The organism is Brevibacterium sp. H602 (genome assembly GCF_051172395.1).
Classification (GTDB): domain Bacteria; phylum Actinomycetota; class Actinomycetes; order Actinomycetales; family Brevibacteriaceae; genus Brevibacterium.
In genome coordinates this window covers 123,437-146,442 of the sequence record NZ_JBPIZD010000002.1, presented here as the reverse complement: position 1 = coordinate 146,442, position 23,006 = coordinate 123,437, and the positions used below count along the sequence as shown (strand labels likewise).

Below are 23,006 nucleotides of genomic sequence, written 5' to 3'. Positions count from 1 at the left end.
GCGGTTGAGGGCGCGGGCGGGCCCGCACATCGCTTTTCGTTCAGTTCATCGCTTTTCATCCCGATGATCTGTACAAAATGTGATGTGAAAGTGGACGAAACTCGATGTCAATGCAGGCTCACCCCTGCTCACCCCAGCCGTCCGCGGGTCTCGGGGAGGCGCGTGACGAAGATGAGGACGAGGCACACAGCAGCCGCAGCAGCCATGTAGTAGCCGGGTGCGGTGTTGACGCCGGTGATGTCGACGAGCCAGGTACCCACGAATGGCGCGGTTCCGCCGAGCGCTGCGTAGGAGATGTTGTAGCTGATGGCCGCCGAGGTGAACCGCGTCTTCGTCGAGAAGCGCTCACAGAAGAAGGTGTAGCAGCCGCCACCGTAGCAGCAGAGCGCGAGGACGAAGATCGTCTGCCCGACGAATGCCAGTCCCATGTGTCCACTGGTGACCAGCCCGAATGCCGGCACCGAGGTGACCGCGAGCAGGATCGCACCCGCAATGAGCATGGGCCGACGTCCGAAGCGGTCGCCGAGGTGGCCGGCGATGGGCAGGAAGATCGTGTAGCTGGCCATGGCGATCGCGTTTGTCAGGAGCGACTGTTCGCGACTGAGGTCGCCCGTGGTCTGGATGTAGGTGACGAAGTAGGCCGAGAGCATGTAGAAGCCGAGCGCGGTGACGCCGAGGACGAAGAAGACCTGGAGCATCCCGACCCAGTTCTCGCGGAAGCTTTCGCGGATCGGGCTGAACTCTTTGGGCCGTTCGGCAGCTGTCTTCTTGAACAGCTCGGATTCGTCGGTCTTCGACCGGATCCACAGTCCGACGGCCGACAACGGCAGCGCCAGGAGGAACGGAACGCGCCAGCCCCATGAGTCGAAAGAGGCGTCACTCATCACAGTCGACAACAGGAGGATGAGGCCGCCGGCGAACACCGAGGGCAGAGCGGTCGCTGCCAGGGTGATGTTGATCCACAGTCCGCGCTTGGCAACCGGAGCGTGCTCGTAGACGAAGGACGGTCCGCCGACGGATTCGCCGCCGGCGGAGAAGCCCTGACCGAGCCGGGCGAGGATGAGCAGGATCGGGGCGAACCAGCCGATCGTGTCGAACCCGGGGAGGATGCCGATGAGGGCTGTGCAGGCTCCGACGAGGAAGATCGTGATGGTCAGGGTCTGTCGCCTGCCGACCTTGTCGCCGAGAGCTCCGAAGAACAGTCCGCCGAGGGGGCGCATGACGAACGCGACTCCGAAGGTCGCGAAGATGACCAGCAGACCGGTGATCCGGTCGCCGTCGGGGAAGAAGTACTCGGACAGGATCACCGCCGATAGACCGTACAACGTGAAGTCGTAGAACTCGACGAACTGGCCGATGCTGCCGCCCAGGAGCACCTTCCGCTGCATCTTCGTCGACGTGGTTCGCTGCTCGGTCGGGGCTGTGATGGACATCCGGGATCTCCTTAGGGCGCGGGGACGATTTCCACCATCTTTGCGATCCACAACACATTAGTCCAACAGATACTTTTGAAACTGGTCATGAGGAAAATCGATGAGAAGCCGAGGTGGCACCTCTCCGCGTAAGCCCCTTACCTCGGCGGCGGACCGCTTCCCCACCGACCGCCTTCCCCAGCACCAGCGCAGTCCTCGGGCCGCGGTTCGGGTCCTTCTGTCCGCTTCAGCCGCCTAGGTCCCGAGGATCTCCAAGGTCAGCTCGCAGAAGGCTCGCGCACGCTTGCTCAGCCTCAGCTCTTTCGGCCAGACGATGGCAAGGTCGATGCTCGGGAAGTCGTCGAGCAGCGGAACGTCCACCGTCTTCGATCCGATGTACGTCCCCGAGGACACGCTCTGGCTCAGCAGCGAGTACCCGTGCCCCATCGCCACGAACGACCGCACGGTTTCGTAGCCAGCAAAGGTGTGCCGCACGATCGGCTCGACGCCGGCGATCCGGAAGAGCTCGTCATAGTATTGAGTGCTGAACGGCAGATCCAGTTGGATGTAGTTTTCATCTGCGAGCTCTCGCAGGTGGACTGGTCGCGGCCGTTTCCCACCCCCGCCGAGGTGGTGATCGAGTGAGACGAGGACGTGCGGCTTCACGACGTCGATGAGGAAGCGATCGAAGCGATCGGTCATTCCCAGCGTGTAAGTCAGTGCGAGATCGCAGTCGCCGGCGATGACAGCGGCTTGCAGCTCCTGAAGGTTCGCCTCGAGGTAGTTGATCCGAACATCCGGGTAGCGCTTCTCGAATTCGCTGTGGATGAGCGGCAGGCGGGTGGGCGCGATCGGCGAGAAGACTCCGACAGTGAGGTCTCCACTGAGACGACGTGAGAGGCCCAACGCAGTCTCGCCGAGGTTGTCGGAGGCTTCGAGGAAGGGTGTGACCTCTGAGAGGAATCGCTTCCCGGCAGGCGAGAGCACCACCGAACGATTGCGCTGTCGGATGAAAAGGTCGAGGCCGATGGTCCGCTCGAGCTGGGCCATCGCCGTCGAGATCGCCGACTGGGTGACGTTGAGCTGCTTCGCCGCCTCGGTCATGTTCTCCCGCCTGGCGACCTCCTGGAAGTAGCGCAGCTGCACCAGGGTGAAATCAAGGGCCATAGCTTCCCATCATCCCATCTGCGATGGCGATTCGCGTCCAGATCCAACCGCGCCGAGGCGGTTCTGTTCGAGCACTACCGACCGACCGTTCCCAGACGGCAGGCTGCAACCCTCCCCAGACGGCAGGCTCGAACTCTTCCCGGCCGGCAGGCATCGCACAGACCATCCCCTTCTACCGGGTCGGATCCAGTTCCGAGAATTCTCCCGCCACTTCAGTCGTCACCGATCCCGAGTCAATGCCGACGAGTAAAGTGCCCTGAAACTGATCGAACTCCCAATAAACCACTCAAAAGCGTCCTTCAAATTCAGCATGTCATTTCCAGTCGAATCTTTTTCGAAGATTCTATTGTCTTCTATTCTCTGACTGCCTACAATTGAGCTAAGAGACCTTCAATGACGAACGGAACTCAACAGCGATGACCTTCACCCCCGACCGCAAGCGACGCAAGTCAGGAAAGCGCGACCGCCGCACTGCCGCTGACTCGCGCGGTGGGGCGAGCAGAAGACCGCCAACGAACACCACACCGGCAGATCTCGTGGGCACCACTTCTCAGAATGTCCACGCACCCGAGGACACGGAGCAAGCACAACCCGAAGAAACATCGGACCCCGCAACACTGGCCGAACAGCTCAAGGCGGCCGGGCTCGACCTCAGCGGCCACCACTTCGCCGAGGTGTTCGAGGCCCTTGACCCGGTTTCGACCGACGATGACGAACCGAACGACGATACGTCGATCGCCGACGTCGAAGAACCAAGCAATGCAGTTGGAATTGCCGGTTCCGACCAACCACACGAAACCGTCGAATCCGCGGACTCAGCAGAGCTCGCTTCGACCGCACCGGCAGAATCGACTGCGCAACCCGAGCACGGAGACGATGATCAGCGCCCGACTTCGATGCACCCGATCCTCACCGACGCCGCCTGGAACGACCTGGCTGCGAGCACACCTGAGATCACCGATTCGATTTCGTCACTGACCGAACTGGTCGGAGGTCTTCGCGCCTTCGACCGGCCGATGGGGCCGAACGAGGCCCTGCAGGTCATCGATGGAGCCGAGGCTCTGCGTCGGCTCAGTGAGTCTCTGTCCACCCTGGCGCTGGCCGTCTACGAACGCGTCGGCACGCCCAAGGACAGTGGCGCCAAGTCGACCAAGGCGCTCATCCAGGAACGCCTCAACCTCTCGGGGCGAGAAGCGAACCGCCGGGCAAAGCTCGCAGAGAATCTCGGCGGACGAGTCGCACTCGACGGACAACCGCTTGAACCCGAACACCCGCTCGTCGCCGAGCAGCTCCACCTCGGCACCCTGCCCGCAGAGCACCTCACTGTTATCGAAGACTGCCTCAAGGCGCTGCCCGCATGGGTGGATCATGAGACGAAGTCCCGTGTGGAAACCGACCTCGTGAAGTACGCGAAATCGGTGACGGCGAGCGAGCTCCGCGACATCTTCCGTCGGATGCTCGCTCTCATCGACCCCGACGGTGCCGAGCCGCTCGACCCCAGCGATCGTTCCGCCTACTTCATCACTGCCCGCCCCAAGCGCAATGGAGACTGGAGGCTGGAGGGCGTGCTCGATCCCGTGGCGGGATCCGAACTGCACGGACTGCTGACCTCGCGGATCCAATCGGCGAAAGACAACACATCGACAAGCGCAGAACCCACCGACTCCGAGGCGGACGAAGGCGAGCGCGAAGACGCTCCCTCACTCGCCCCAAACGCCGGGCCAGACCAGGCTCCCGGTAGTGGCGGCCACGGCCAGACCTTCGATGAGCAACGGTTCGAACCTCTCGATGCCGTCCTTACCGGAGATCGTTTCGATGCACCTCCATGGGCTGTCATCGAGGCCACCGGAGACAACGAAGCCGAATCCGCGGATCCCGCTGCCAACCGTGCCGTTCCTTCCGGCCACGGCATCCGCGCCGACGGTTCGACTGTCGATCTCATGAGCGCGCAGCCCAGTGCGAAGGCCTGGATCTACGAACGTTTCGCCACTCTCATCTCGCGCATCAGCATGAAGGAAGCCGCCAAGGGTTCGCCCTACGCCCTGGTCGTCACAGCCAAAGCGTCCGACATCGCCAACGGCATCGGCGAAGCCACCACAGGCTCCGGCGACCGCTTCCCGATGGGCGACGTCGCTCGGCGCGGCCTCGATGGCACCGTCTTCTTCCACCTGATGGACGAAAAGGCTCGCACGGTGGAAGTCTGCACGGAACAGCGCTTCGCAAACAAGAAGCAGACCGCAATCGTCACCGCCAGGGATCGCGGATGCGTGTTCCCCGGTTGCGATGCACCGGCGGGGTGGTGCGACGTGAACCATGTTGTGCCGCACGCCCTGGGCGGCAAGACCGACATCAACAACATGTGCCTGCTGTGTTCCTTCCACCACCACCTTATGGACCGCTCCGACTGGGAAGTCTTCATGCTCGGCGACGGACGGCCGGCATGGCGACCGCCCGAAAGCACCGACCCTGCTCGCATTCCAATCCTGCACTCACGATTCATCACAGACGACATCATCGAGGGCCTCTTCGGCACGTAGCGGGGCACGGCCATTCAATGGCACCGCTGTGCCTCCATTCTGATGTGAGCGCGAATGGCCTTGTCGCGGCTGCCTTCACCCCACAGGACTCAGGTTTACGCGCTAGTCGGAGCGCAGGCGGCACAGCAATCGGCCCGAAAACGGTCCTCGCCGGTCAGAGACCAGACGCTGCATAAGAGATTCTCAGACGGGTGCAAATAGACTGGCCCCATGCACCTCGGCCCAGTCACTTCCAGCGCGACCGCGATTCCGCACGACATCTCGGCGGCAATCCCCAGTCCTTCCATCTCTAGCTTCCAACTCGGACCGCTGACGATCCACTTATATGCGCTGTGCATCCTCGTGGGCATCATCATCGCGATCGTGCTCACGAACCACCGCCTAACCAAGCGCGGAGTCGAAGAGTGGCAGGTCCTCGACATTGCGACCCTGGCCGTGCCGATGGCCATCGTCTTCGCTCGCATCTACCACGTGATCACGCACTACACCGACTACTTCGGTCCCGGTCGCAACCCGTGGAACCCCTTCGAACCAGGCTCGGTGTGGGCCATCTGGGAGGGCGGAATCGCGATCTTCGGATCGCTCATCGGCGGCACGCTGGGTGCATGGATCATGTGCCGCCGCCTCGGCCTCAAACTCACCACTCTGCTCGACGCCCTGGCCCCTGGTCTCATCCTTGCCCAAGCCTGCGGACGCTTCGGCAACTGGTTCAACCAAGAGCTCTTCGGACTGCCGACCACCCTGCCCTGGGGCCTCGAGATCGACCCCCGCAATCCCGCCATCCCACCAGGCACCCCGGCTGACACGCTCTTCCACCCGACGTTCCTCTACGAGGTCGTCTGGAACAGCCTCGGCGCACTCGTCCTGCTCTATCTCGGCCGCCACGTCTTCTTCCAGTGGGGACGCCTCTTCGCCGTCTACCTGATGTGGTACGGCGCCGGCCGCATCGTCTGGGAGTCCATCCGACTCGACCCGAGCTTCGTCATCCTCGGTCTGCGCACCAACGTGTGGGGCGCGATCGGCGCCGTCGCTCTCGGTGTGGCGATCATGCTCATCCAGTGGAAGCGCCACCCCCAGCCCGAAGAATCACCGTTCATCCCCGGCCGCGAACCCGAACCCGCGAAGGACTGACACCCACCCTCGCCGAGGCGACTCCCGGGGTCCGTGGATGCGCACCCTTCCGTGGGCGCATTCGCGGTCGGGCCCACGTTCCCCAGTCAGAGCCCCATTCACCCGGCAGGGTTATGATCACCCAGCAAAATACTGTCAAGTAACATAGATTGCATGCACTTCTTGCGCATGGTCCTGCACCTGCTGAGGTCCCACCGACGTTCCGCGCGCGACATCTGGGACACCTACTCCCTCCCCATGCGCGTCCACCTGGGTGAGATCGACATATTCATGCATCTCAACAACGGCAAGTACCTCTCCATCATGGACCTGGGACGACTGGACATGATGGTACGCAGCGGAGCATGGCAGGCGATGCGTGAGCGCGGGTGGACCGGCGTCGTCAGCGCCGAGACCATCAGCTTCCGCAAATCACTGAAACTCTGGCAGCGCTACAACCTCGAGACCAAGGTCTGCGGAATCGACGAGCGCACCGTGTTCTTCGAACAGCGCATGGTCGTCGACGGCGAGATCTTCGCCCGAGCCTATGTCGCCACTCGCCTGATCTCCGATGACCGGCCGCTCACCAGGGACGACCTCATCGAGGCCTTCGGGATGCCGGAGAACGAACCCGAACTGCCCGACTGGATCCACGACTGGCGCCGTGACAACGCGCTGCCGAGCACCCGCCGGCCTGCCTGGAGCAGCTGGACATAACAGAGCTGTCGTCTGGACCGAACTGTGGTCGGCACTGCACCGTGGTCCGCGTTGAGTCGCGGTCGGCACGCAGCCGCGGCCGGGACGGCGCCGTAGTCGACACCGAGCCGTGGTCGCGCGACGGCACTGTGGTCCGAACAGAGCAGTGTTCGCGACGGCGCCCCAGCCCGGTACCGCTGCAAGCGCAACCCCGGCGCACGGACTACCGCCCCGCCTCGATCCACTCCTTGAGGCGGCCGAGACCGGTTGTGATCGCGGTTTCGTCGATGCCCGAATAGGCCAGTCGAATGTACGACCGGTCCTCACCGGGCTGCGGTGACCCGAAGTGCTCGCGAGTGCAGAATGAGACACCAGTGGCATGCAGAGCCTCGGTGGTGAAGTCCGCCACAGTCGCGATTCCCTTCGCCTCCATCGCCTCGGTGACATCGGGGAAGACGTAGAACGTCGAGCCCGGGGTCGCCACGGACATGCCGGGAATCTCGTTGATGAGCCGGCAGGTGGCATCACGTCGCTTGCGCAGCACCTCCAGCATCTGCCCGACCGGCCCCTGCGGTCCACGCAGGGCGGCAATCCCTGCCCACTGCACGTACTGGTTCGTGCAGGATTCGTCGTTGGTGTTCATCAGCGAGATCGCCTCGGAGACCTCTTTCGGGGCCACTGCACAGCCGAGCCGCGAACCCGTCATCGCGTACTTCTTCGAGAACGTGTAGAGAATGACGGTGCGCTCCCGCATTCCCGGCAGCGCGGCGATCGACTGGGACTTCCCGCGATAGCGCATCTCGAAGTACGCCTCGTCGGAGAGCACCCACAGGTCGAATTCCTGCGCAATCGCTGCGATGGCCTCACGCTCGCCCGGGGTGGACTCTGCGGAGATCGGGTTCTGCAGGTCGTTGTAGATGATGGCGGTGGTGTTCTCATCGATCGATGCCCGCAGGTGGTCGAGGTCGATGGCGAAGCCGTCGGAGGTCGGAACATATCGGTAGGGCCGGGCCGTACCGCCGAGATATTCGATCTGGGATTCGTAGATCGGAAATCCGGGATTCGGGTAGAGCACGCCTTCGCCGGGGTTCATCACGGCTTGGAGGAATTTCGTGATCACGGGCTTGCCTCCGGTGGTCACGACCACCTCGGCGGGGTCGATCGTCATTCCGCGTCGCGAGCCGATGTCATCGGCGAGCGCCTCCCGCAGTTCGGGAATCCCCGGCCCAGGGCAGTAACCGGTCTTGCCGTTGCGGATCGCCTGCTCCATCGCCTCGACGATGTGGGGAGCGAGCGGGAAATTGAGATCGCCGAGGTGGAACGGGAAGACCTCGTTGCCCTTCGCCTTCCAGTCGGCGGCGGCCTGGGCCACGCGGAAAGCGGTCTCGGTGCCGAGGTTGTCCAAGCGGCGAGCAGTCTTCATCGTCGACTCCTTCTTCGGGGTGCATCTCTTCCGGGCAATGTTGAGGTGTCGGTGCTGAGGTGTCCATGCGTGCTGCGCAACGCGGGACGAAACCGTCCCCGGGCCACGGTGCGCACCGGTTCACTCACGATAGAGCACCTGACCAGGGATTGTCAGCGGTGTCCGAGATTCATCCGACGGCGAGCGCGCTGCGCCCGGCCAGCAGACACCACAGGCCGATGCCGAGGAATACCGGAGCGCCGAAGATGCCGCACCAGAAACTCGGCGCCGCGGTCTCGCGCGGCAAGATGAACGCGACCACCGCGACGATGGTCAGCATCAGCCCCGCCACGTGAAGGACGGGCTGGCCGAAGACGACGGCGAGCGCGAAGAAGTGGATACCGACGATCGCGAAGATGAGTGGAGCGATATTCTCGGTCTGGCCGGTGCGGATGAGGAAGAAGCTCGCCACCGCCCCGATGATCACCTCGGCCCAGAACACGATGAGGTAGAGGGTGAACGCGGTGGTCCCGGTGGTGAAAGCGCTGGGTTCCGACCAGTTGCCGATGGCGGTGAGGATGCTCGGTACCGCGAGTGCGAGGCCCGCGACTCCGAGTCCGGCGAGCACGAGCCGCCAGACCAGTGCTCTGGGTGGCGCTTCCTGTGCCCAGCCTGACCAGATGAACGCAGCGAGTCCGAAGATCGCGCCGATCATAACGAGGTCGCGCGGGTGGGCCACGTCGATCATCGTCGATCCCTTTCATCCGAGCGGGTTGCCTTCGACACTACTCAACGAAGAGGATCCGCGCCCATGACGTTTTCCCGACTCCCTCGGTCCTGCGAACCCAGCTCGCCAGAGAGTGAAGCTCACCCTTCGCCGGGCGCGATGAACAGCTTCCGCAGCGGCGTTCCGTCGATGTACCAGCGCGTCTTCATCCCATCATCGAGGCGAACCAGCGATCCCGGCGCCAGTTCGATGGGGTCGCGAAGGGGTTCGTCGAATTCGATGCGCCCGGTCCCGGAGATGACGAGGAAGACCTCGTCGCCTTCGATATCGCGCATCGCTCCAGCGCTCATCTCCCACAACCCGTATTCGGCACCGCCGATGGTGCCGAGTTCGGCGAATCCCGTTGTCACAGACGCCTCCCCCGCCGAGGCGGCCGCCCCTTCCAGCCCCACCGACCCGACTGTGTCGGGTCCTCCCGTCGAGGTGGCCGGAATGGTCTGCCACTCCTCGATCAATTCATGGCTGAGAGGAAATTCGTGGGTGTTGATCGGCTCCATTGCGCTCATGCGAACAGTGTAATTAGACAGCCCACCCGAGTCCCGCCTCGACGAAGAAATCAGTGGGCAGTCGAGCGCGTTTCAACACTCAATACAAATCACCACAACTGTTTACTTCCCGTTGAGCGTGAGATAGAACTGTTTTCGTAGGCGACCACAAGGTCCGCCTCGAGTTCAGGAGATGATCCGTGTCCTACTTCAATGGCGAAGCCTCACACTGGCTGGCAGCATCCCCCGCCGACGACGTCGACGCCGTCCCGCTGCCGCGCGAGAAGCAGGATCTCGTCATCGTCGGCGGCGGACTGACCGGCCTGTGGTCGGCCTACTACGCCAGGCAGGCCCACCCCGATTGGGCGATCACCATCATCGAGGCCCGCCACATCGGCTACGGCGCCTCCGGCCGCAACGGCGGATGGCTCTCGACCCTGCTGCCGGGCAATCGCAGCAAGTTCGCCGAGGCGGTCGACCGCGCCCGGAAGAACGATCCCACCGGGCCGGTCGGCTCGGCAGGACTCGACGGCGTCGCCAGCGTCAGCGCCTTTCAGTCCGCACTCTTCGACTCCATCGACGAGGTCCTCGACGTCTGCGAGACCGAGGGCATCGATGCCCAACAAGTCCGCGGCGGCCACATCGACATCGCTCAGTCGGAGGCCGGCCTGTCCCGGCTGCGCGACCTTGAGGCCGGCAATGAGCAGTTCGGATACGGGACGGAGGATATGCAGTTCCTCGACGCCGAGGCGACTCGTGCCCGCATCAACGTCGACGGGGCACTCGGCAGTCTCTACTTCCCCTGTACCGCCGCCATCGATCCCGCGCTGCTCACCCGGGGACTCGGCCACGTGCTCAGGGAACAGGGCGTGACCATCTGCGAGGCCACCTCGGCGAGGCATATCCGAAAGAATTCGGTCGCCACGGACCGCGGGCCGGTGCGCGCGGACACGATCTTCGTGTGCCTCGAGGGGTATTCGGACACGGTCGGCGGCGACCTGCCGGGCCTGCAGGGACGGCAGGTCATCCCGGTGTTCTCGTCGATGATCGCAACCGAGCCGCTGCCGGGCGACGCGTGGGCGTCGATCGGCTGGGAGGGGCGCGAATGCCTCGGCGACACGGCGCACACGTTCATCTATGCCCAGCGCACGGCCGATGGCCGGATCGCGCTCGGCGGCCGTGGGGCGCCCTATGCTTTCCGGTCGGGTCTGCCCGGTGACGGTGAGGTCCCCGCCGAGGTGGTCGACCTGTTGGCCGGGCGCCTGTCCTCGCTCTTCCCGGACCTCGAGTTCGAGGTTGCGCATGCCTGGCGCGGTGCGCTCGGGGTGACCAGAGACTGGTGCGCCGGCATCTTCTTCGACCCGACACAGCGCATCGGAGTGGCCCGCGGCTATGCCGGGCACGGGGTGACGGCGACTCATCTGGCGGCGAAGACCCTGCTCGATCGGGCTGCCGGAGCATCGACGCCCTTGACCGGGCTGCCGTGGAACGATCACTTCTCCGGGCAGTGGGAGCCCGAACCGATTCGGTGGTTGGGCATCCGGTCGATGTACAAGATCTTCGGCCTCGCCGATGCGTGGGAGTCAGCGACCGGGGCGAAGAAGACGAGCCTGCTCGCACGGTTCGGTTCTCGGCTGGCTGGCCTGCATGAGTAGGCCGGTCGGGAGTGACCGGTCCGGCACTACCACCGCTGATGTCCAGCGAATCATAGATCTCGAGAAAGAGAACCGGAAACTGCTCCGAGCTGACCAGATCCTGTAGTCGGCTTTCTTCGCGGCGGACCTCACCTGCCCCCTCGGAAAGCGGCACCTCCAATGTTCACAGAGCGGGCTTACCTCGGTCGTGATCACCTGCGAGATCGTCGGCTGGCAGGTATCGAGGTCGTTGCGTACCGAGGTGGCTCGGGACGCCCCGCAGATGGGGATCTGCCCGGTCTGGTGCATCGCTCGAATCCCAGGGTCCGGTATCGAGCATTCCGCTGTCGCGAGGACCTGGCCGAACAAGACGCCGTCGGGTCTGTCGGATCTCGTGGCGATTCATCCGATAATGACCTTGCCAAGGCACTGAACTCACGTGGCAAAGCCGAGCTGATCCGGAATAGGGGGCCGTAGAACTAGGGCAGATCTCGCCACGATCCCAGCTCCACAGAAAATTGGTGACGAACCATGCCCTAGGCCACCGAGGTGCCGAACAGCATACCCACAAGGAATGTCGCGGCGAGCGCAATCGCACCGCCGATACAGGTGCGGGCGACGGCGGACCACCTGTTCGCGCCGCCGACCCACGCCGCGACGTAGCCGGTGATCGCGAGGGCGACGATGGTCGCACCAAACGTCACCGGGATATTCATCGAGGTCGGCAGGAAGAGGATAGTGAGCATCGGCAGGAGCGCGCCGACGAAGAACGAGAGCGCGGAGGCGAGCGCTGCGTGCCACGGGTTCACAACGTCGTCCTCGTCGATGTTGAGCTCCGTCGAGAGGTGCGCCTTGAGCGCATCCTTCTCGGTGAGCTCCTTCGCCACCACCTCCGCGGTGCTGCGCGAGAGCCCCTGAGTCTCATACAGCCCGATGAGCTCCTCGAGCTCGCCATCTGGGTCGACTCGGAGCTCCTCTCGCTCTTTATCGATCAGGGCCCGCTCGCTGTCGCGCTGGCTCGAGACCGAAACGTACTCGCCGAGGGCCATCGAAATCGCCCCACCGACAACGGCTGCCGCGCCGGCAAGCAGGACCGGCGTGAAGCTGTTCGTCGCGCCAGCGACTCCGACCACGACGGCGGCGGTCGAAACGATGCCGTCGTTCGCGCCGAGCACTCCGGCACGAAGCCAGTTGAGTCGCTGTGCCAGGCCATCGATCTGGTGTGGTTCTTCTCGCTCGGCTTCGTGGCCGCGGGCGTTCCTCATGGTGCAGATTGTAGGCGCTGTGACGCCGCGCACGTAAACGGCGGAGCGAGGCACGTAGGACCGTTTCACCAAGCCGACACGGAGCCGTGGGAACCGTCCTCGGGTCTTACGCAGCGGTGCCCTCTGCCTCAGCTCGCGAGGAAGGGGCAGACTGAAGCCATGACGAAATCCCGCATCTCCCCCATGGCCATTTCCTACCCGGCGTCGAGCATCCGCAAGATGTTCAACCTCGCCCTCGACTTCCCCGATGCTGTGAAGCTCACCGTCGGCGAACCGGACTTCACCACTCCGGAGCACATCAAGGCCGCCGGCATCCGCGCGATCGAGAACGACAACACCCGCTACGTCGCCAATGCGGGCATCCCCGAACTGCGGCAGGCGATCGCCCGGAAGTACTCGAATCGGTGGAATCGCAGCATCACGCCCGAGAACGTCATGGTCTCCTTCGGCGCGATGGAGGCGCTCACCTTCGCCCTCGACGTCACTGTCGCTCCAGGGGATGAGGTCATCATCCCCGACCCGAGCTTCCCCAATTACATGGGTCAGGTGCACCGCCTCGGCGGGGTTGCCGTGTCCGTCCCCGTCACCGAAGACAACGATTTCAAGCTCCGCGCCGAGGATGTCCGCTCAGCGATCACGGACAAGACCGCGGCGATCATCATCAACAGTCCCTCGAACCCCTTGGGGTCGGTGATGGATCGGACCGACCTCGAGCAGATTGCCGCGCTGGCCGATGAGCATGGGTTCACCGTCATCTCCGATGAGGTCTATGACGAGATGGTCTTCGAGGCGGAATACACCTCCATCGCCGAGGTGAAACCATCCACCGCCGAGGTGGGGGCTGAGTTCGATCGATTCCTGGCCATCGGCAGCTTCTCGAAGACCTATGCCATGACCGGGTGGCGGTGCGGATTCGTCATCGGCGCGGAGGATCTCATCGCGCCGATGGCACTGCTGCAGGAGGGCCTGACCTCGAGCCTGCCCGGCTTCGTCCAGGAGGCAGCGGTCGCCGCAATCGAGGGACCGCAGACCGCGGTCGATGAGATGGTCGCTTCGTATGCCAGGCGGCGCGAGCTCATGGTCGAGCGCATCAACGCCATCGAGGGCTTGAGTCTGTTGCGGCCGGCGGCGACGTTCTATGCCTGGGTGAATGTGTCCGAGTGGGGATTGGACTCGTGGGAACTGGCGACCCAGCTGCTCGAGAAGCACAACCTCGCGACGATCCCCGGCTCGGCCTTCGGCCCGGCCGGCGAAGGCTACCTGCGTCTGACCTTCGCCGTGTCCGAGGACACCATCAACACTGCGTGCGACCGGCTGGAGGCCTTCGCCGCTAGCCGGTGATGCCAGGAGTGTTGAGCCACCGAGCGCTCAAGTCACCGTCGACCGCGCATCGCATAGCGTGAGCGGTCGGAGTTAAGACGCACGGTCGCTGATCCGCACCTCACTCCACCGCGGCGAGCGCTGAATTCCAGCTTCCGTAGAACTTCCGGACGGCCGCGGCCGAGGGCACTTCGCCCTTATGTTCGGCGGCGTATTCGGTGTAAGCCTTGTAGGTCGCGGCGGTCCCGCGTGATTCGCAGTCGGCGAGGAATTCGGCGATCGCCTTGTCGTAGGCATCCGAGTCAAAGCGCAGCTGCCCCTTGGCTCGGCCGATCTTGTTCGTCGCCAGACCCGCCGCCTTGAGCGCTTCGTTCCAGGACCCGAACCTCTGCACCGCGGTTTGACTGGTCGGCGGCCAAATCGTCGCCCCCTGCGCCGAGGTCGCACCGAGGCTGTCGAGCACCGACTTGCGCAGTTTGTCGTACCGGCTCGCGGTCAGACTAGGGACCTCCGCCCGGCCACGGACGTACGCAACCGCCGCAGCCACCTCGGCGAGGGTGGACGTCACAGACGCCCCTGAATTCTCGAGTTGGACGGTCAGCGCGGACTCCACCTCGGCGAGGGTCTCTCGGTCGGTGGGGCTGAGCTTGGCCGGGTCAGCACTCGCGGGGATCCCCGGCGTACCGGTGGCATCGAGGCTGCGGGCGGTGATGAACAGCAGCGCACCGAGCACGGCCAGCGACGAGGTGTGGGTTCTCCCGGTATCAGACATCCAGTCCATTGTACGTTTCAGATGGTTCCCTGCTCAGGATTACCGCCACCGTGGAGATCAGCACCGGGGCTGGGTCAGCTGGATCGTCGGAATCCTGTCGGTTTCATCGCCCGAACATCGAGCATCGTATTCAACGCGAAGAACAGACCGCTGATCACGACCGCAGTGATCGCGGCCAATGGGATCGAACCGGTGATCAGCAGGTAGCCTCCGCCGAGCACGAGCACCGACGCACCCGCCGACACCAGACGCCCGGTCATCTTGCCGCCGATGTCGCTTCCGCTGAGGACGACGTCGATCGTCCGCGAGATGACGAACCACGCGACGAGAATGCCCAAGGTCGCGAGCAGCGATTCGGGCAGACTCAATCGCATCTGCAGCTGCATCGTCTCGCCCAGCAGGGTCGCGGCGAACGGGACGATCAGCGGCAGTCCCAGAGCGATAAGGATCGGGCCAGTGAGGGTGAGGACCAGCCGGTGGCGATACAGCGAGCGCATGATTCGTCCTTTCTTCTTGCGGCGACGAGGTCCGTGGGCGGTGGGTTGGTGAGGGCGGCACCTGCGGGGACCGCAGTTCCTGAGGCTTCAGCCGGCCAGCAGGGCGAGCGATCCGGTGGCGATGAGCGTGGTCAAGGTTGTCCAGGCGATGATCGCGATGCCCTGCCACAGCAGGATCCACGAGGTCTTCACACCAGCACTGACGAGGATCGTCGAGGTGATCTGGGTGGGAATCGCCAACGGTCCGAGCAGGCTCGCGCCGGGAACACCGAAGCGGGTGAGGAACTTCTTGAACTTGACCCGTCCCTTGGACTCGGGCTTCCCACCCTCACCGAGGTGGCCCTCCGTCACCGTGTCACCGGCATCGCTGTCGGCCGCTGGATCCGGAGAGAGAACGTCGGCGGATCCATTCCGCGTGGCAGCGGCCTCGGGCACAGCACCATCAACCGCTCCGGAGCCGACACCTGCGCCGACTCCCACGGCCGCGAGCTCACGCTTTTCGCTCTGCCGATTCACGACAGCGCGACGCGCCCGTGCGCCGAGGAGCACGATGACGGTGACGCAGATGAAGTTGCCGATGGTCCCGGCGATTCCGGCGAGCACGGGGTTCATTCCGGCCCACACGCCGATGATTGAGGAGATCTCACCCTCGATGAAGGGGACCGCCCCGGCCGCGGCGATGATGAACGGCTGAAGCAGGTCGGGAACCTGAGCGGCGAGACCTTGGAAGAATTCGATGATGGGATTCATGGTGTCCTCCTGAACGTGATCGGCAGATCCCGGCCCGAATGAACCGGATCTGATGGTTGATACGTTCAGTACAGACTGTGTTCTCAGAACAGGGTCAAGCCCTCATCGTCGAACCCAGCGAATCCTCAGCTATCTTCCCTAGTCACTGTCTTCAGCTCTCTCCCTCAGCTCCCGACCTCACTCCTCTTCCTCCGCCTCAGTCTCCTGCCTCAGCCTTCTTCCTCCGCGGCCACGTGCTTGATGAAAGCGATGAACCGCTCGCGATCTTCGTCCGGAATCTCGAGAGTCGGGAAGACAGAGATGAAGGCACGCTGGATGACGTCGATCTGCGCGTCGTTGTAGAGCTCTCTGAGCGAGCCGATGATCGCAGCCTGCCCCATCTTCACGTCCCCGGTCATCCGCTCGGTCGGCGCGAGGAGCCAGGGTTTCGCTTCGAGCTGTCGCTTCATACTCGGGGCGATCTGCTCTGCCAAGCGTGCGCGGGTGGCGTCGTCGGCATCCTCGGCGAGGTCGTCGACCTCCTGGTCGTACGGGGTGGTCTCAGACATGATGGACCGCATCTCCGCGAGCGCCGATTCCTCGTACAGGGTCGAATAGATGTTCATCAGTGCGCGATCGGAGTTCGACATCCGGGCGGCGATGTCGATGAAGCCTGAAGCAGTATCGATCGGCGCTCCGTGTTCGAGGAGCTGGGACACCTCGGTGCGTGCTTTCTCCAGAGCCGCGATCTGCTCACCGAGATCGACCTCAAGCTGTTTGAGGGCGAGCTGCTGCTGTTCGTGATCGTCGTCGACCGCACCGATGTCCGACAACGGGATCCCGAGCTCGCGCATCCGCCGGATCTGATGGAGTCGCAGCAGGTGGGAGGCCCCGTACTGTTTGTATCCGTTGCTCATCCGTTCGGGCTCGGTGAGCAGCCCAAGCTTGTGATAATGCCGAATCGTGTTGACCGTGGTGCCGGTCAGCCGCGCCAATTCGCTCGTGCTCCATCCCACGGTCAGGTCCTTCCGCCGATGCCGTGTGGTCCAGTGTCGATGAGGTCCTCGTCGACTCCCAACACCGCTCAGTCTAAGCGGACGGACTGACATGGTGAGCGGGAGAACCGACGTGGACGGTCCGATCCACGCGGACTACCGTGTAACCATGACAGCAGGATTCGATTCGGTCGACGCCCTCGTCTTCGACATGTTCGGCACCGTCGTCGACTGGCGCAGCAGTGTAGCCGCCGAGGTGGCCGTGCACTTGCGCGATCATGTTCCCGATCTCGTTCCACTTGAGTTCGCCGATGCCTGGCGCGCCGAATATCAGCCGTCGATGGAGCAGGTCCGCAACGGTGACCGGGAGTTCGTTCGTCTGGATGTGCTCCACCGGGAGAATCTCGAGACCGTGCTCAGGGGTCTCGGCGTCGATCCGGACTCGATTCCCGCACCGGTCCTCGACGAGACCAATCTTGCGTGGCACCGGCTCGATCCGTGGCCGGATGCGATCGCAGGGTTGACCCGTTTGAAGGAGCGGTTCATCATCGCCCCGTTGTCGAATGCGAACGTCCGGTTGGCTCTCGACGTCGCCAAACGTGCTGGTGTTCCCTGGGATGCGATCCTCGGCGCCGAGGTGGCGGGAGCCTATAAGCCGGACCCCGACGCGTATCTGCGGACCGCCGACATCCTCAGTCTCGAACCGCAGCAGGTCGCCATGGTCGCCGCGCACAACAGCGATCTCGCCGCGGCGCAGTCCCTCGGGCTCCGCACGGCTTTCGTTCGTCGCCCCACCGAGCATGGACCTGATCAGACCATCGATCTCGAGCCCACGGGCGACTGGGACATCGTTGCCGAGGACTTCGAAGACCTCGCTGACCAGATCAGCTGAGGCATCGCAGGAACCAGATGACTCCGACGTTGGTTCGCACTAGGGCGTTCTCTACTGGTTCCGGGATGAGCACGGCGTCGCCGGTGTAGCCGCGCAGAAGTGCCGAAAGCGCTCCGTTGCCGGTGCTCTCCTCCTCCACCACGGATTGAAGATGGGTCGGGGCTGCAGGAGAAAACCGGCGGCCGTGGTCGCGTCGAACGCGAAAAGGTTGGCAGTGAGCCCGGCTTTCATGTCCCCGGCGCCACGTCCGTACAGCCAGCCGTTCTCGACTCGAGGCTCGAAGGCTCGACTCGAGGCTCGAAAGGCGGAGCAGTCCAATTTTCCAAGGGTCCGGTTGGAACGACATCCACATGACCTTGCAGGATCAGCGATCGGCCCTGCGAGACTGCCGGCCGATAGCTGCCTACGATGTTGAAGTCTTCGTCGTAGGGCACGTACCTCTGTCGGTTATTCTGCATTCCTCAACGAGGATCCGGAAGACCAGCCACATTTGCTGTCATTGGTTGCGCACCCCCTCCCCTCATTCGGGATCAGGGTATACCGTGGGCCACAGGGACGGGTCGACCGGCCCGTACTCCAGCCACCATCTGACGAAAGGTGACAAGCATGAGTGAGACGAGCATCAGCGCTTCCCGCACGATCGATGCCCCCGTAGAGGACATCTTCCGAATCCTCTCGAATCCAGAGCGTCATGCCGAGATCGACGGCTCGGGAATGGTCCAGTCCGATGACAAGACCGATCGCATCACCGAGACCGGCCAAGTGTTCACGATGAACATGCACTGGGACAAGATGGGCGGCGACTACAAGACCGACAATCACGTCATCGGCTTTGAGGAGAACAAGCTTCTCGCCTGGAAGACGGCACCGGCCGGTGAAGAGCCACCGGGTTGGGAGTGGGTCTGGGAGCTCAAGTCCCACAGCCATGACTCGACCGAGGTCTCCGTGACCTACGATTGGAGCGCTGTCACCGACAAGGAGGTGCTCAAGCAGGTCGACTTCCCGGCCGTCAGCGAAGAGGACCTCGAATCGTCCCTCGGCAACTTGGCAGCCGCGGTGTCCGGAGTCTGACGCCCCGCAGCAGCGCGTCCACCCGGGCTGCTCACGCCTGATGAGTCTGATGAGGCGGCCCTGTTCGAGCTCACCGCAGTTCGTTCAGGGCCGTCTCCGCGCGTCGCCGGCGGTCTTCGACTGACATCTCCCACCAATACTCGCCGCGTTCGCCGAGGCCGTGCTTCGCGACATTCACCCTCCGCCTCGCCTCCGCGAGATCATTCTCAGCACCCCGCCTCTTCGCCTGCTTGACGGCATTCCTCGCGGCGCCGAGGCGGCTCTTGAGTTCCTCGATCACGCTCGGTTCCAGTGCTGGGTCGGTTCGTCGCCACCGGCGTCCTTTGACGATCAACCAACGCTCGTCATCATTGTCGCTGTTCTCGCTCATGCGCCGACTGTACCTCTCACCCCGGACGCAGCGCGTACGTCTCGTGGCACCGGCAGATGAGAGGATAGCCTGGTGTCTGCCAACCGATCCGCCCTCCCCGCCGATTGGCGTGATGCCTTCGCCCCACTCGCCGAGGCGGCTCCGCACTCACACACGCCCGTGGCGCTGGGATTCGAGCTCGTCCAAGTCATCCCCCGCACTTGGTTCGAAGCTCAGCACTCCGTCCTCCTCAACAAGGACGACGTCACCCCGGGCGCGAATCCGAGCCTCGCGATCCGCCCGCTCATGCTCAGCGAGTCCGGCAACTGGGTGAAGAAGACCCTGACCTGGCGCACCATCGACCGCATGACCCGGCAGTTCGACATCGACCCGGCCCACCAGGAATGGTTCACCCAGCTCGCGGGGCTGCGCACCCGCGGGAAGACGGACTTCACGCCCGACGGGGCGCCGTACCACCTCGGCGATTTCCGCACTCCCCTGCTGTGGGATCACTTCACGCAGGGGAAGAAGCTCGGCATCGAATTCGTCGGTATCAATCCGGATATGATCGTCACCATCGGGCACACCGCCCGCGCCGCCATCGACATCCGCCGCAGCCAGAACCGCCTGCAGGTGCAGACGCGGGCGACCATCGACGAACGCGAATATGCTCCCGGTCTGATCAAGCCGATCTGGACGCACGGCTTCTTCGGCGTCGACGTCACCAGCGGTTTCACCGTCACCCTGGCCCCCGCGGAGACCCCGACGAAGGAATCCGCACTGCCCGTGCTCCAGTCCCCGGGGCCGATCACCATTCCCGAGGCAGAAACCGAAGAATTCTTCGAGGAGTACTACCCGCAGCTGCGCTCCAGCGCCGAGGTCATCAGCAGCGACGCAACCGTCGCCTTCCCCCAGTACGGGCGCCCCCGCCTCGTCGTCTTCGCCGCCTTCGGCGCCGGCGACAAACTCTCCTTAAGCTGGTACTGGGAATACCAGGGACCCCGCCGCACCTTCCCCGTCATCGATCGATTGAGGCTCAGCGCCGCCTCGGCGAGGGAATATGCGGAGCAACGCGAACTCGACTTCGAAGATGCCGTCGTCGCTGAGGTCGACAAACTCCTCGCCGACGCCCACGAAACCGGCTCCGCCCTGCCGGGCATCAAGGACTTCGAACTCGACGACGCGGACACCGCGGATTTCGTCGTCAACGTCCTGCCCGGGCTCGAGGAGATCGAACACGTCAAGGTCATCACGCGCGGGAAGAAGCAGCCGTACCGGGAGCTCGGCGGGGAGCCGAACGTGAAGATCACCGCGGTCGAGTCGGAGAAGAACGACTGGTTCGACCTCGGCTTCCAGATCAGCATCGACGGCCGCCCGGTCCCCTTCGTCAAGCTGTACAAGGCGCTGGCCGCCGGGACGAAGAAGATCAAGCTCTCCGACGATTCGTTCCTGTCGCTGAACAAGCCGATCTTCGACAAGCTCAAGGCCCTCCTCGCCGAGGCGGACCTCATCCCCGAATGGGAACCGGAGTCGCCGAAGATCTGCCGGATGCATGTGGGTCTGTGGTCGGATTTCGAGGACCTCGCCGACGAGTCCGAACCGGCCGCGACCTGGAGAGACTCGGTGCGCGCATTGGCCGACCTCGAACACCTGCCCGCCACCGAGGTGCCTGACCTGAACGGTGCGACACTGCGTCCGTATCAGGTGCAGGGATTCCGGTGGTTGGCGCTGCTCTACCGGTGCCGCCTCGGCGGGATCCTCGCCGACGACATGGGCCTGGGCAAGACCCTGCAGACGCTTGCTCTCATCAAACACGCGAAAACCGAGCACACCCGGTCCTTCACCGAGGATGCCCCCGCCGAGGCGGCCCACCCGTCCCCCGCCGACAACGATGCGACGCTCCCGCCCTTCCTCGTCGTGGCACCGACATCGGTCGTCCCGAATTGGGTGAAGGAGGCGACCGCGTTCGCCCCTGATCTCGATGTCCGTGTCGTGGCCGAATCGACGCGGGCGCGTGGGGTCGACCTCGCCGAGGTGGCTCGAGGTGCCGATGTCATCGTCATGTCGTATGCGATGTTGAGGTTGGAGGAGACTCCGATCTCGCGGATGGAGTGGGCGGGGCTCATCCTCGACGAGGCGCAGTTCGTCAAGAACTCCACCGCGCAGACCCACCTGGCGGCGAAGGAAGTGCGGGCACCGTTCCGCTTGGCGTTGACCGGCACGCCTTTGGAGAACTCGCTCAAGGATGTGTGGTCGCTGTTCTCGATCACGGCACCCGGACTGTTCCCGAGTCCTCACCGGTTCGAGGAGGAATACGTCCGACCGATCGAATCCGGCGAGAACCCGGGACGGATGCAGCGCCTGCAACGGCGGATCCGGCCATTCATGATGCGGCGGACGAAGGATCTCGTCGCCGCGGACCTGCCGGAGAAGCAGGAGCAGGTCATCTCGGTCGAGCTCAACGCCGCGCACCGGAGACTCTACGATCGGATTCTGCAGAAGGAGCGGAAGAAGATCCTCGGCTTCATCGACAGCGAATACGACAAGCAGCGATTCATCGTGTTCCGGTCACTGACGCTGCTGCGGATGCTCGCTCTCGATCCGTCGATCGTCGATGCCGAACATGCTGAGGTGCCGTCGTCGAAGCTGGCTGCACTCCTGGAACGGCTCGACGATGTCATCGCCGAGGGCCACCGGTCGATCGTATTCAGCCAGTTCACGTCGTTCCTGACCAATGTCGCCGCGGAGCTCGACGCTCGCGGGATTCCCTATGTCGTCCTCGACGGGTCGACGCGCAATCGCGGGACGGTCGTCGATGCGTTCCGGTCCGGTGTGGCGCCGGTGTTCCTCATCAGTCTCAAGGCCGGTGGGTTCGGGCTCAACCTCACCGAGGCGGACTATGTCTTCCTCATGGATCCGTGGTGGAACCCCGCCTCGGAGAATCAGGCGATCGACCGGGCGCACCGGATCGGTCAGACGAAGAACGTCATGGTCTACCGCTATGTCGCCGAGGGCACGATCGAGGAGAAAGTGCTCGCCCTGCAGAAGCGCAAGGCCGAACTCTTCGACGAGCTCATGTCCGATTCCGGGACCTACCAGGGGCGCGGCCCCGGCGGTCAGGCCTTCAGCCAGACCGTGACGGCCGCGGACATCAAGGGGCTGTTCAAGGGGTAAGGGCCGTAGGCACATGCCCCGTCAGGAATTGCGTCAGGCATTCCGTCACGCCATGGAGAGGAAGAGCTTCTCGAGCTCGTCGGTGCGCACATCGTCCTCGTCGTCCTCGAGGCATTCCCGCAGCGCCGTCGAGATGATGAGGAATCCGGCCCGGTCGAGGGCCTTCGACACCGCTGAGAGCTGATGGATGACGTCGCGGCAGTGACTTCCGTCCTCGACCGCGGTGATCACCGCGCCGAGCTGCCCCTGTGCCCGACGCAGTCGATTGAGGACCTTCTTCTGCGCGGCAGGATCGGCGAGCATCCGCTCACCCGGGTCGCCCTCTGCGTTCGCCGGCTCAGCCGGGGACGTGTCGCGTTCGCTCATCGTCGTCCTTTCACGTTCTCGATGTTGACATCAACTATACCCCTAAGGGTATATTGAATGCATACCCCAGAGGGTATATGAAACCAATGATGAACAGGCTCGCGATGGCCGAAGAAGGAGACAGCTATGTGTCGAGCAGCGACGTGCCGAGTGTGCGGAAAGACCACGTGGGCAGGATGCGGACAGCACATCCAGTCGGTGAAGAGCACGGTTCCGGCCGGTCAGTGGTGCAACGGCAAGCACACCCAGGCCGAAGAGGATGCGGCCCGAGCGGCCAAGCCCGGCTTCTTCTCCCGCCTCTTCGGCCGCTGACCACACGGCAGACCAAACACCCCTCGACCACGGA

Annotated in this window: 22 protein-coding genes; 9 read left to right on the top strand and 13 right to left on the bottom strand. The window is 63.9% G+C overall.

What is annotated here, in order from left to right; genetic code table 11:
* Positions 1–128: 128 nt before the first annotated feature.
* Positions 129–1,433, bottom strand: a complete 1,305-nt coding sequence (locus ACSBQT_RS02840; RefSeq protein WP_410709619.1) for an MFS transporter — start codon at positions 1,431–1,433, stop codon at positions 129–131.
* Between the two features lie 234 nt (positions 1,434–1,667).
* Positions 1,668–2,579: a LysR family transcriptional regulator gene (locus ACSBQT_RS02835; protein ID WP_410709618.1), complete on the bottom strand. Its 912-nt coding sequence runs from the start codon at positions 2,577–2,579 to the stop codon at positions 1,668–1,670.
* Between the two features lie 416 nt (positions 2,580–2,995).
* Here ACSBQT_RS02835 and ACSBQT_RS02830 point away from each other — a divergent pair, with 416 nt between their 5' ends.
* From ACSBQT_RS02830 to ACSBQT_RS02820, 3 genes are all read left to right on the top strand, one after another.
* A complete protein-coding gene (locus ACSBQT_RS02830; protein ID WP_410709617.1) occupies positions 2,996–5,116 on the top strand; it encodes a DUF222 domain-containing protein in 2,121 nt (706 codons plus the stop codon).
* A 210-nt stretch (positions 5,117–5,326) separates the two neighbouring features.
* Positions 5,327–6,247 (top strand): prolipoprotein diacylglyceryl transferase, encoded by a 921-nt coding sequence (gene lgt / locus ACSBQT_RS02825; protein ID WP_435000802.1) that lies wholly within the window; start codon positions 5,327–5,329, stop codon positions 6,245–6,247.
* A 153-nt stretch (positions 6,248–6,400) separates the two neighbouring features.
* On the top strand, positions 6,401–6,943 hold the full coding sequence (locus tag ACSBQT_RS02820; RefSeq protein WP_410709615.1) for an acyl-CoA thioesterase: 543 nt from the start codon (positions 6,401–6,403) through the stop codon (positions 6,941–6,943).
* 202 nt (positions 6,944–7,145) lie between these two features.
* Here the strand turns inward: ACSBQT_RS02820 and ACSBQT_RS02815 are convergent, their stop codons facing one another.
* From ACSBQT_RS02815 to ACSBQT_RS02805, 3 genes are all read right to left on the bottom strand, one after another.
* Positions 7,146–8,345 (bottom strand): pyridoxal phosphate-dependent aminotransferase, encoded by a 1,200-nt coding sequence (locus ACSBQT_RS02815; RefSeq protein WP_410709614.1) that lies wholly within the window; start codon positions 8,343–8,345, stop codon positions 7,146–7,148.
* 169 nt (positions 8,346–8,514) lie between these two features.
* Positions 8,515–9,072: a hypothetical protein gene (locus ACSBQT_RS02810; RefSeq protein ID WP_410709613.1), complete on the bottom strand. Its 558-nt coding sequence runs from the start codon at positions 9,070–9,072 to the stop codon at positions 8,515–8,517.
* Positions 9,073–9,191: 119 nt separating this feature from the next.
* A complete protein-coding gene (locus ACSBQT_RS02805) occupies positions 9,192–9,617 on the bottom strand; it encodes a cupin domain-containing protein (RefSeq protein WP_435000801.1) in 426 nt (141 codons plus the stop codon).
* Between the two features lie 179 nt (positions 9,618–9,796).
* Between ACSBQT_RS02805 and ACSBQT_RS02800 the strand changes: the two genes are divergently transcribed.
* Complete coding sequence (locus ACSBQT_RS02800) at positions 9,797–11,251, top strand: NAD(P)/FAD-dependent oxidoreductase (protein WP_410709611.1); 1,455 nt, start codon at positions 9,797–9,799, stop codon at positions 11,249–11,251.
* Positions 11,252–11,766: 515 nt separating this feature from the next.
* On the opposite strand, the gene ACSBQT_RS02795 is transcribed toward ACSBQT_RS02800, so the two are convergent.
* Positions 11,767–12,495, bottom strand: coding sequence for a VIT1/CCC1 transporter family protein (locus ACSBQT_RS02795; RefSeq protein ID WP_173154699.1), 729 nt, complete (start codon positions 12,493–12,495; stop codon positions 11,767–11,769).
* A gap of 159 nt (positions 12,496–12,654) precedes the next feature.
* On the opposite strand from ACSBQT_RS02795, the gene ACSBQT_RS02790 reads away from it, so the two are divergent.
* The gene (locus ACSBQT_RS02790; protein ID WP_410709610.1) at positions 12,655–13,836 is read left to right on the top strand and encodes a pyridoxal phosphate-dependent aminotransferase; all 1,182 of its coding nucleotides are present in this window, start codon (positions 12,655–12,657) and stop codon (positions 13,834–13,836) included.
* A 100-nt stretch (positions 13,837–13,936) separates the two neighbouring features.
* Here the strand turns inward: ACSBQT_RS02790 and ACSBQT_RS02785 are convergent, their stop codons facing one another.
* The 4 genes from ACSBQT_RS02785 to ACSBQT_RS02770 form a co-directional block, all read right to left on the bottom strand.
* On the bottom strand, positions 13,937–14,587 hold the full coding sequence (locus ACSBQT_RS02785) for a homing endonuclease associated repeat-containing protein (protein WP_410709609.1): 651 nt from the start codon (positions 14,585–14,587) through the stop codon (positions 13,937–13,939).
* A 74-nt stretch (positions 14,588–14,661) separates the two neighbouring features.
* The gene (locus ACSBQT_RS02780) at positions 14,662–15,084 is read right to left on the bottom strand and encodes a hypothetical protein (protein ID WP_410709608.1); all 423 of its coding nucleotides are present in this window, start codon (positions 15,082–15,084) and stop codon (positions 14,662–14,664) included.
* A gap of 87 nt (positions 15,085–15,171) precedes the next feature.
* Positions 15,172–15,834 carry a small multidrug efflux protein gene (locus tag ACSBQT_RS02775; protein ID WP_410709607.1) on the bottom strand — a complete coding sequence of 221 codons (663 nt, stop codon included), beginning with the start codon at positions 15,832–15,834 and terminating at the stop codon, positions 15,172–15,174.
* Positions 15,835–16,043: 209 nt separating this feature from the next.
* On the bottom strand, positions 16,044–16,829 hold the full coding sequence (locus ACSBQT_RS02770; RefSeq protein ID WP_410709606.1) for a MerR family transcriptional regulator: 786 nt from the start codon (positions 16,827–16,829) through the stop codon (positions 16,044–16,046).
* Between the two features lie 148 nt (positions 16,830–16,977).
* On the opposite strand from ACSBQT_RS02770, the gene ACSBQT_RS02765 reads away from it, so the two are divergent.
* Positions 16,978–17,700 (top strand): haloacid dehalogenase type II, encoded by a 723-nt coding sequence (locus tag ACSBQT_RS02765; RefSeq protein WP_410709605.1) that lies wholly within the window; start codon positions 16,978–16,980, stop codon positions 17,698–17,700.
* Here the strand turns inward: ACSBQT_RS02765 and ACSBQT_RS02760 are convergent.
* A complete protein-coding gene (locus ACSBQT_RS02760; protein ID WP_410709936.1) occupies positions 17,693–17,842 on the bottom strand; it encodes a hypothetical protein in 150 nt (49 codons plus the stop codon). The two genes, ACSBQT_RS02765 and ACSBQT_RS02760, sit on opposite strands and share 8 nt — an antisense overlap.
* Positions 17,843–18,306: 464 nt before the next feature.
* On the opposite strand from ACSBQT_RS02760, the gene ACSBQT_RS02755 reads away from it, so the two are divergent.
* The gene (locus ACSBQT_RS02755; RefSeq protein ID WP_410709604.1) at positions 18,307–18,771 is read left to right on the top strand and encodes an SRPBCC family protein; all 465 of its coding nucleotides are present in this window, start codon (positions 18,307–18,309) and stop codon (positions 18,769–18,771) included.
* A 70-nt stretch (positions 18,772–18,841) separates the two neighbouring features.
* On the opposite strand, the gene ACSBQT_RS02750 is transcribed toward ACSBQT_RS02755, so the two are convergent.
* Positions 18,842–19,141, bottom strand: coding sequence for a biopolymer transporter Tol (locus tag ACSBQT_RS02750; protein ID WP_410709603.1), 300 nt, complete (start codon positions 19,139–19,141; stop codon positions 18,842–18,844).
* Positions 19,142–19,213: 72 nt separating this feature from the next.
* Between ACSBQT_RS02750 and ACSBQT_RS02745 the strand changes: the two genes are divergently transcribed.
* Positions 19,214–22,294 (top strand): DEAD/DEAH box helicase, encoded by a 3,081-nt coding sequence (locus ACSBQT_RS02745; RefSeq protein WP_410709602.1) that lies wholly within the window; start codon positions 19,214–19,216, stop codon positions 22,292–22,294.
* Positions 22,295–22,339: 45 nt separating this feature from the next.
* Here ACSBQT_RS02745 and ACSBQT_RS02740 read toward each other — a convergent pair whose 3' ends face one another.
* Positions 22,340–22,597, bottom strand: a complete 258-nt coding sequence (locus ACSBQT_RS02740) for a metal-sensitive transcriptional regulator (protein WP_369865482.1) — start codon at positions 22,595–22,597, stop codon at positions 22,340–22,342.
* 189 nt (positions 22,598–22,786) lie between these two features.
* On the opposite strand from ACSBQT_RS02740, the gene ACSBQT_RS02735 reads away from it, so the two are divergent.
* Positions 22,787–22,972: a hypothetical protein gene (locus ACSBQT_RS02735; RefSeq protein WP_025777490.1), complete on the top strand. Its 186-nt coding sequence runs from the start codon at positions 22,787–22,789 to the stop codon at positions 22,970–22,972.
* Positions 22,973–23,006 lie beyond the last annotated feature (34 nt).

Bases quoted from the DNA above. Each gene is read 5' to 3' on its own strand.
- ACSBQT_RS02780 (WP_410709608.1), bottom strand. From the start codon at position 15,084: ATGCGCTCGCTGTATCGCCACCGGCTGGTCCTCACCCTCACTGGCCCG.
- ACSBQT_RS02740 (WP_369865482.1), bottom strand. From the start codon at position 22,597: ATGCTCGCCGATCCTGCCGCGCAGAAGAAGGTCCTCAATCGACTGCGT.
- ACSBQT_RS02835 (WP_410709618.1), bottom strand. From the start codon at position 2,579: ATGGCCCTTGATTTCACCCTGGTGCAGCTGCGCTACTTCCAGGAGGTC.
- ACSBQT_RS02795 (WP_173154699.1), bottom strand. From the start codon at position 12,495: ATGAGGAACGCCCGCGGCCACGAAGCCGAGCGAGAAGAACCACACCAG.
- lgt (WP_435000802.1), top strand. From the start codon at position 5,327: ATGCACCTCGGCCCAGTCACTTCCAGCGCGACCGCGATTCCGCACGAC.
- ACSBQT_RS02790 (WP_410709610.1), top strand. From the start codon at position 12,655: ATGACGAAATCCCGCATCTCCCCCATGGCCATTTCCTACCCGGCGTCG.
- ACSBQT_RS02755 (WP_410709604.1), top strand. From the start codon at position 18,307: ATGAGTGAGACGAGCATCAGCGCTTCCCGCACGATCGATGCCCCCGTA.
- ACSBQT_RS02785 (WP_410709609.1), bottom strand. From the start codon at position 14,587: ATGTCTGATACCGGGAGAACCCACACCTCGTCGCTGGCCGTGCTCGGT.
- ACSBQT_RS02750 (WP_410709603.1), bottom strand. From the start codon at position 19,141: ATGAGCGAGAACAGCGACAATGATGACGAGCGTTGGTTGATCGTCAAA.
- ACSBQT_RS02805 (WP_435000801.1), bottom strand. From the start codon at position 9,617: ATGAGCGCAATGGAGCCGATCAACACCCACGAATTTCCTCTCAGCCAT.
- ACSBQT_RS02765 (WP_410709605.1), top strand. From the start codon at position 16,978: ATGACAGCAGGATTCGATTCGGTCGACGCCCTCGTCTTCGACATGTTC.
- ACSBQT_RS02810 (WP_410709613.1), bottom strand. From the start codon at position 9,072: ATGATCGACGTGGCCCACCCGCGCGACCTCGTTATGATCGGCGCGATC.
- ACSBQT_RS02830 (WP_410709617.1), top strand. From the start codon at position 2,996: ATGACCTTCACCCCCGACCGCAAGCGACGCAAGTCAGGAAAGCGCGAC.
- ACSBQT_RS02815 (WP_410709614.1), bottom strand. From the start codon at position 8,345: ATGAAGACTGCTCGCCGCTTGGACAACCTCGGCACCGAGACCGCTTTC.
- ACSBQT_RS02735 (WP_025777490.1), top strand. From the start codon at position 22,787: ATGTGTCGAGCAGCGACGTGCCGAGTGTGCGGAAAGACCACGTGGGCA.
- ACSBQT_RS02775 (WP_410709607.1), bottom strand. From the start codon at position 15,834: ATGAATCCCATCATCGAATTCTTCCAAGGTCTCGCCGCTCAGGTTCCC.
- ACSBQT_RS02840 (WP_410709619.1), bottom strand. From the start codon at position 1,433: ATGTCCATCACAGCCCCGACCGAGCAGCGAACCACGTCGACGAAGATG.
- ACSBQT_RS02820 (WP_410709615.1), top strand. From the start codon at position 6,401: ATGCACTTCTTGCGCATGGTCCTGCACCTGCTGAGGTCCCACCGACGT.